Genomic DNA, 6883 nt, shown 5'->3' on the forward strand with positions numbered 1-6883 from the left:
CCGTCGAACTTGATCAGCGAGCCGTCCTGACGGCGCACACCCTTGGCGGTGCGCACCACCACCGCGCTGTAGACCTCGCCCTTTTTGACGCGGCCGCGCGGCGCAGCTTCCTTGATGCTGACCTTGATGATGTCGCCAATCCCGGCATAACGGCGCTTGGACCCGCCCAGCACCTTGATGCACATGACGGACTTGGCGCCAGTGTTGTCGGCGACGTCGAGTCGCGATTGCATTTGAATCATGAAAGTCCCCAACTTCTCCCGCCGAATCTCCCGTGCCCATCACGGAAAGGCAAAGCGGTCAGTCTTGGGCCCGTCGAATACCCACCCCAGGGCAGGCACCCGCTTGGGCGAAGCCGGCGCGCTCTGGCTCTGGCCTCACACCCCACCCGTTCGGAAAGCGAACCAGGCAGAGAGCACATGCAAAACCAGCCGATTTCCGGCGAAGCTGCGCATTATCGCGTGAGATTATCTCGGCGTCAACTATGTCAAGGCACCAGCCCTCCGGTTGCGCCCGGGAGGGTGGCCGCCGGGGGCCGACCGACAGCGCCGCGGAGCGCGCCGCACCGGCCCCAACACAGCCGTCGGGCCTCAACCGCGCAGGGCTTGGGCCTGCTTGAGCAGGGTCGCCGCGTCGCTGACCTCGAACTTGCCGGGCGCTTCGATGTTCAGCGCCTTGACCACACCATCGACGACCAGCATGGAGTAGCGCTGGGACCGCAGCCCCATGCCTCGGGCGGTCAGATCCAGCGTCAGCCCGGTGGCCCGGGCGAACTGCGCGCTACCGTCGGCCATCATGCGCACCTTCCCGGCCGTCTTCTGCTCGCGCGCCCAGGCCCCCATCACGAAGGCATCGTTGACCGAAATGCACCAGATCTCGTCGACCCCGGCCGCCTTGAAGGCATCGGCCAGCTCGACGTAGCCGGGCACGTGCTTGGCCGAGCAGGTCGGGGTGAAGGCCCCAGGCAGACCGAAGATCGCCACCGTCTTGCCAGCCGTGGCCTCATGGATGTCGAAGCTGTTCGGGCCGATCGAGCAGCCCTGACCCTCGACCTCGATGAATTCCTGCAGGGTGCCGGCTGGCAGCTTGTCGCCGACTTTGAGCATCGTCGTCTCCTGTATTGCGTTGGATGATGAAACCGGCCGAACGTGAAAACGGCCGGCCGCCAGTATGAGGCGAACCGGCCGTTGCCGGAGGCTAGCGCCCCGGAAACCCGAGCCGCCAGCGGGCCGATCAGCAGGCCCAGGAGATCAGACCTCGCGGGCCTTCTCGATCAGGCGTGTCACCACCCAAGACTTGGTCTTGGAGATGGGGCGGCCCTCGGCGATCTCCACCAGGTCCCCCATCTTGTACTCGCCCTTCTCGTCATGGGCGTGGTACTTGCGGGAACGGGCCACGATCTTGCCGTACAGCTCGTGCTTGGTGCGACGCTCAACCAGGACGGTGACCGTCTTGGCGCGCTTGTCGCTCACCACGCGCCCGATCAGGGTGCGGGTGTTCTTCTCAGCGGCTTGAGCTTGCGTCATTTCGCGGCTCCTTCCCTTTTCTTCTGCGCCAGGATGGTCTTGACGCGGGCGATGTCACGGCGGGTCTTGCCCAGCGCAGCCGTGTTGCTCAGCTGCTGGGTGCCCTTTTGCATGCGCAGGCCGAAGTGGGCCTTGAGCAGGTCTGCCAGTTCCTTCTCCAGGCCGGCGACGTCCTTGCTGCGCAGTTCAGATGCTTTCATGTCGATACTCCGAATGCGGTTCAGGCGCCGATCTGGCGGCTCACGAAGATGGTCTTCAGCGGCAGCTTGGCCGAGGCGAGCTGAAAGGCTTCACGGGCAAGTTGCTCGGGCACGCCGTTGATCTCGTACAGCACCTTGCCCGGCTGGATCTCGGCCACCCAGTACTCGGGGTTGCCCTTGCCGTTGCCCATGCGCACTTCGGCGGGCTTCTGGGAGATCGGCTTGTCCGGGAAGATGCGGATCCAGATGCGCCCGCCACGTTTGACGTGACGGGAAATTGCACGACGGGCCGCCTCGATCTGGCGGGCCGTGATGCGGCCGCGCTCGGTGGCCTTCAGGCCGAAATCACCGAACGCCACGGTCGCGCCGCGCGTGGCCACGCCGGTATTGCGGCCCTTCTGCTCCTTGCGGTATTTGCGACGAGCGGGTTGCAGCATGTCTTATTCTCCTTTGGCCTCGCCACCCGGCGAAGCCGCTTTGCGCACGCGCTTGACGGCCGTCTTGGGCGCGTCGGCGGCCTCGGCAGGCTTGTCACTGCCATCGGCCGGCGCTTCGTTGCGGCCGGCACCGGCACGCACACCACCCCGCGGGGGACGGCGGTCGCCGGCGGGGCGGTCGCTACGTGGGCCGCGGCGGCCACGGCGGTCGTCTTCGGGACGCTCCTCGGTCTTGGCAGCAGGCTGTTCGCCGCGGCCGAGACGTTCGCCCTTGTAGACCCACACCTTGACGCCGATGACGCCGTAGGTGGTCTTGGCTTCGGAGAAGCCGTAGTCGATGTCGGCACGCAGGGTGTGCAGGGGCACACGGCCTTCGCGGTACCACTCGGTGCGGGCAATCTCGATGCCGTTCAGACGACCGGCGGACATGATCTTGATGCCCTGGGCGCCCAGACGCATGGCGTTTTGCATCGCGCGCTTCATCGCGCGACGGAACATGATGCGCTTTTCGAGCTGCTGGGTGATCGAGTCGGCGATGAGCTGGGCATCGATCTCGGGCTTGCGCACCTCCTCGATGTTCACCGCCACGGGCACGCCCAGGCGCTTGGCCAGCTCGGCCTTCAGATTCTCGATGTCCTCGCCCTTCTTGCCGATCACCACGCCCGGACGGGCCGAGAAGATGGTGATGCGGGCGTTCTTGGCGGGGCGCTCGATCAGGATGCGCGACACGGCGGCGTTCTTCAGCCGCTCCTTCAGGTACTCGCGCACCTGCAGGTCATCGGCGAGCATCTGGCCGAAGTTGCGGTTCGACGCATACCAGCGCGACGCCCAGGCACGCGTGACGGGCAGCCGGAAACCGGTCGGATGGATTTTCTGTCCCATGGTTCTCTTTCTGCCCCTTAGTTGCCGACGGTCACGAAGATGTGGCAAGTGGGCTTGCTGATGCGGTTGCCGCGGCCCTTGGCGCGCGCGGTGAAGCGCTTCAGCGTGGTGCCCTGCTCCACGTGGATCGTCTTGACTTTCAGTTCGTCGATGTCGGCACCATCGTTGTGCTCGGCGTTCGCAATCGCGGACTCGAGCGCCTTCTTGATGATGCCGGCGGCCTTCTTGGGCGTGAACGTCAGGATGTCGAGGGCCTGGCCGACCTTCTTGCCGCGGATCATGTCGGCCACCAGCCGGCCCTTGTCAACCGACAGGCGCACACCGCGAACGATTGCTCTGGTTTCCATCGCCGCTCCTTACTTCTTCGCTTTCTTGTCCGCGGGGTGACCCTTGAACGTGCGGGTCAACGCGAACTCGCCGAGCTTGTGACCGACCATCTGGTCGGTCACGTACACCGGCACGTGTTGCTTGCCGTTGTGCACCGCGATCGTCAGACCGATGAACTCAGGCAGGATCGTCGAGCGACGCGACCAGGTTTTGATCGGCTTCTTGTCCTTGGTCTCGACGGCCTTCTCGACCTTGACCATCAGGTGGTGGTCGACGAACGGGCCTTTCTTGAGTGAACGAGCCATAGCGTCCTCTTATTTCTTGCGGCGCGAGACGATCATCGTCTGGGTGCGCTTGTTGCGACGGGTGCGGTAGCCCTTGGTCAAGGTGTTCCACGGCGACACGGGCGCCCGGGCCTCGCCGGTGCGACCCTCACCACCACCGTGCGGGTGGTCGATCGGGTTCATCGCGACACCGCGCACGGTCGGGCGGATACCCTTCCAGCGGATCGCGCCGGCCTTGCCGTACTGGCGCAGGCTGTGTTCTTCGTTGCTCACCTCGCCGATCGTGGCGCGGCACTCGATGTGGATCTTGCGGACCTCACCCGAACGCAGGCGGACCTGCGCGTAGGTGCCCTCACGGGCCATCAGCACGGCCGAGGTACCGGCCGAGCGGGCGATCTGGGCGCCCTTGCCCGGCAGCATCTCGATGCAGTGGATGGTCGAACCCACCGGAATGTTGCGGATGGGCAGCGCATTGCCGGCCTTGATCGGAGCCTCCGAGCCGCTTTGCACCGTGGCCCCCACCTCCAGGCCGCGCGGCGCGATGATGTAGCGACGCTCTCCGTCGGCATAGCACAGCAGCGCGATGTGCGCGGTGCGGTTCGGGTCGTACTCGATGCGCTCGACCTTCGCGGGGATGCCGTCCTTGTTGCGACGGAAATCGATCACGCGATAGTGGTGCTTGTGACCACCGCCTTTGTGACGGGTGGTGATGTGGCCGTTGTTGTTGCGGCCGGCTTTCTGCTTCTGGGGCTCGAGCAGCGACTTCTCGGGGGCGCCCTTGTGCAGGTGCTTGTGCACCACCTTCACCATGGCACGGCGGCCAGGCGACGTGGGCTTGAGTTTGATGACGGCCATTTACGCAGCCTCCCCGGAGAAGTTGAGCTCCTGGCCTTCCTTCAGCGACACATAGGCCTTCTTGACGTGATCACGCCGACCCATGGACCGACCGAAGCGCTTGACCTTGCCCTTCTGGTTCACCACCTGCACGCCTTCGACCTCGACCTTGAACAGCAGCTCGACAGCCGCTTTGATCTCAGGCTTGGTGGCGTCCCGCAGGACCTTGAACATCACCTGGTTGTGCTTCTCGGCCACCGACGTGGCCTTCTCGGACACGATGGGCGAGACCAGCACCTGCATCAGGCGGCCTTCGTTGAATTTCGGGGCGCTCATGCCAGCATCTCCTTGAGCTGATCGATCGCGGCCTTGGTCACGAGCACCTTCTTGTAGTGCACCAGCGACAGCGGATCGGCGTAGCGCGGCTCGACGACGAGCACGTTGGCCAGGTTGCGCGAGGCCAGGTACAGGTTCTCGTCGATCTCATCGGCGATCACCAGCACGGACTCCAGACCCATGGCCTTGAACTTGGCGGCCAGCAGCTTGGTCTTGGGGGCCTCGACCTTGAGGGAGTCGACCACGGCCAGACGACCCTCACGGGCGAGCTGCGAGAAGATGGCGGCCATGCCGGCGCGGTACATCTTCTTGTTGACCTTGTGGGTGAAGTTCTCGTTGGGGCTGTTCGGGAAGATCCGACCGCCGCCGCGCCACAGCGGCGACGAGGTCATGCCGGCGCGCGCGCGCCCGGTGCCTTTTTGGCGCCAGGGCTTCTTCGTGGAGTGCTTGACGGTGGCACGATCCTTCTGGGCGCGGGTACCCTGGCGGGCATTGGCCTGGTAGGCCACGACCACCTGGTGCACCAGGGCTTCGTTGTACTCGCGACCGAAGACGGTGTCAGGCGCGTCGATCTTGGCCGACGACTGGCCCTGTTCGTTCAGGAGCTCGAGCTGCATCAGTTGGCCCCTTCCTTCTTGGCCTTGGCCTTGACAGCCGGGCGCACGACCACGTGACCCCCCTTGGCGCCGGGCACGGCACCCTTGACCAGCAGCAGCTGGCGGGCTTCGTCGACGCGCACGATGTCCAGGTTCTGGGTGGTGACGGTCACATCGCCCATGTGGCCGGACATCTTCTTGCCGGGAAACACGCGGCCCGGATCCTGGGCCATCGAGATCGAGCCCGGGACATTGTGCGAGCGGCTGTTACCGTGGGAAGCGCGCTGCGAACCGAAGTTGTGACGCTTGATGGTGCCAGCAAAACCCTTGCCGATGGACGTGCCCTGCACGTCGACGGCCTGGCCCGCAGAGAACATCGTCACGGGCAAGGTGGCGCCGGGCTTGTACTCGGCAGCCACCTCGGCGGAGACACGGAACTCCTTGAGGATTTCGCCCGCCTCAACGCCAGCCTTGGCAAAATGGCCGGCCTCGGGCTTGGTCACGCGGGAAGCCTTGCGGGTGCCGAACGCCACCTGGATGGCGCTGTAGCCGTCGGTCTCCACGGTTTTGACCTGAGCCACTCGGTTGTTCGACACGTCGAGCACCGTCACCGGCACGGCATCGCCGTCGCCCGTGAAGATGCGCATCATGCCCACCTTGCGGCCCAGCAATCCGAGACGATTGCTAAGACTCATTGTTTTCTCCAATGCCCGACAGCGATTGGCCGGGCTGACTCGATGCGCGAAGTCCGGACGACACCGGCCCCGCAACCACAAACCACAAAGGCCCACGAAAGTGGGCAGCCTTGCGGAAAAGCTATTGATTGTAGCAGACGCGGCCTGCCCTGCAAGCCAGTCCGCGCCTTGTGCTGCTTACTGCAGCTTGATCTCGACGTCCACGCCGGCCGGCAAGTCCAGCTTCATCAGAGCATCGACGGTTTTGTCGGTGGGATCGACGATGTCCATCAGGCGCTGGTGCGTGCGGATCTCGAACTGGTCGCGCGAGGTCTTGTTGACGTGCGGCGAGCGCAGGATGTCGAAACGCTGCATACGGGTCGGCAGGGGCACAGGACCCTTGACGATCGCGCCGGTGCGCTTGGCGGTGTCCACGATCTCGAGCGCCGACTGGTCGATCAGCTTGTAGTCGAACGCCTTGAGGCGGATACGGATCTTTTGCTTTTGCATGGTGACTCCTAAAGAGCAGTGTTGCAGCCCCCCAGGACTGCAACGAAGAGGCGGTTGAGCGAGGGAGCCGTCTTGGCGCCGGGCTGTCCCCAGCCAGAACGGGCAGCCCCCTCGGGGCGGGTGTCAAGCGCGTCGTGCACAAGACACCCGGGGGCACCATGTCATTCGATGATCTTGGCCACGACGCCGGCGCCGACGGTGCGGCCGCCTTCGCGGATGGCAAAGCGCAGACCCTCTTCCATGGCGATCGGTGCGATCAGCTTGACCGTGATCGACA

General features: G+C 64.9%; 13 protein-coding genes and 1 pseudogene. All 14 read right to left on the bottom strand.

The annotated features are described in order from the left end of the window. Positions 1 to 242, bottom strand: a 242-nt coding sequence (gene rplN, locus ACK42S_RS13885; protein WP_409708638.1) for a 50S ribosomal protein L14, incomplete at its 3' end; no start/stop codon positions are given. A gap of 348 nt (positions 243 to 590) precedes the next feature. Further along, a complete protein-coding gene (locus ACK42S_RS13890; protein ID WP_409708641.1) occupies positions 591 to 1106 on the bottom strand; it encodes a peroxiredoxin in 516 nt (171 codons plus the stop codon). Between the two features lie 144 nt (positions 1107 to 1250). Then, entirely contained in the window at positions 1251 to 1526 is a 276-nt protein-coding gene (gene rpsQ / locus ACK42S_RS13895; protein ID WP_409708644.1) for a 30S ribosomal protein S17, read from the bottom strand. Next, positions 1523 to 1726, bottom strand: a complete 204-nt coding sequence (rpmC, locus tag ACK42S_RS13900; protein WP_019561672.1) for a 50S ribosomal protein L29 — start codon at positions 1724 to 1726, stop codon at positions 1523 to 1525. Before rpmC ends, rpsQ begins: the two co-directional genes overlap by 4 nt. A gap of 20 nt (positions 1727 to 1746) precedes the next feature. Beyond that, positions 1747 to 2163, bottom strand: a complete 417-nt coding sequence (gene rplP / locus ACK42S_RS13905) for a 50S ribosomal protein L16 (protein ID WP_409708648.1) — start codon at positions 2161 to 2163, stop codon at positions 1747 to 1749. Between the two features lie 3 nt (positions 2164 to 2166). Then, positions 2167 to 3045, bottom strand: coding sequence for a 30S ribosomal protein S3 (gene rpsC, locus ACK42S_RS13910; RefSeq protein WP_409708651.1), 879 nt, complete (start codon positions 3043 to 3045; stop codon positions 2167 to 2169). A 17-nt stretch (positions 3046 to 3062) separates the two neighbouring features. Then, entirely contained in the window at positions 3063 to 3392 is a 330-nt protein-coding gene (rplV, locus tag ACK42S_RS13915) for a 50S ribosomal protein L22 (protein ID WP_409708654.1), read from the bottom strand. 9 nt (positions 3393 to 3401) lie between these two features. Further along, a complete protein-coding gene (rpsS, locus tag ACK42S_RS13920; protein ID WP_409708657.1) occupies positions 3402 to 3677 on the bottom strand; it encodes a 30S ribosomal protein S19 in 276 nt (91 codons plus the stop codon). Between the two features lie 9 nt (positions 3678 to 3686). After that, entirely contained in the window at positions 3687 to 4511 is an 825-nt protein-coding gene (gene rplB / locus ACK42S_RS13925; protein WP_409708660.1) for a 50S ribosomal protein L2, read from the bottom strand. Then, entirely contained in the window at positions 4512 to 4826 is a 315-nt protein-coding gene (rplW, locus tag ACK42S_RS13930; RefSeq protein WP_409708663.1) for a 50S ribosomal protein L23, read from the bottom strand. Further along, the gene (gene rplD, locus ACK42S_RS13935) at positions 4823 to 5443 is read right to left on the bottom strand and encodes a 50S ribosomal protein L4 (RefSeq protein WP_409708666.1); all 621 of its coding nucleotides are present in this window, start codon (positions 5441 to 5443) and stop codon (positions 4823 to 4825) included. Before rplD ends, rplW begins: the two co-directional genes overlap by 4 nt. Further along, the gene (gene rplC, locus ACK42S_RS13940; RefSeq protein WP_409708669.1) at positions 5443 to 6117 is read right to left on the bottom strand and encodes a 50S ribosomal protein L3; all 675 of its coding nucleotides are present in this window, start codon (positions 6115 to 6117) and stop codon (positions 5443 to 5445) included. The genes rplD and rplC overlap by 1 nt, the downstream gene beginning before the upstream one ends. A 177-nt stretch (positions 6118 to 6294) precedes the next feature. Further along, positions 6295 to 6606, bottom strand: a complete 312-nt coding sequence (rpsJ, locus tag ACK42S_RS13945) for a 30S ribosomal protein S10 (RefSeq protein WP_019561663.1) — start codon at positions 6604 to 6606, stop codon at positions 6295 to 6297. A gap of 161 nt (positions 6607 to 6767) precedes the next feature. Then, positions 6768 to 6883 (bottom strand): annotated as a pseudogene (locus tag ACK42S_RS13950) (elongation factor Tu); the annotation flags it as partial.

Origin of the sequence: Caldimonas sp. (assembly GCF_046289365.1) — a bacterium.
Taxonomy (GTDB): domain Bacteria; phylum Pseudomonadota; class Gammaproteobacteria; order Burkholderiales; family Burkholderiaceae_C; genus Caldimonas.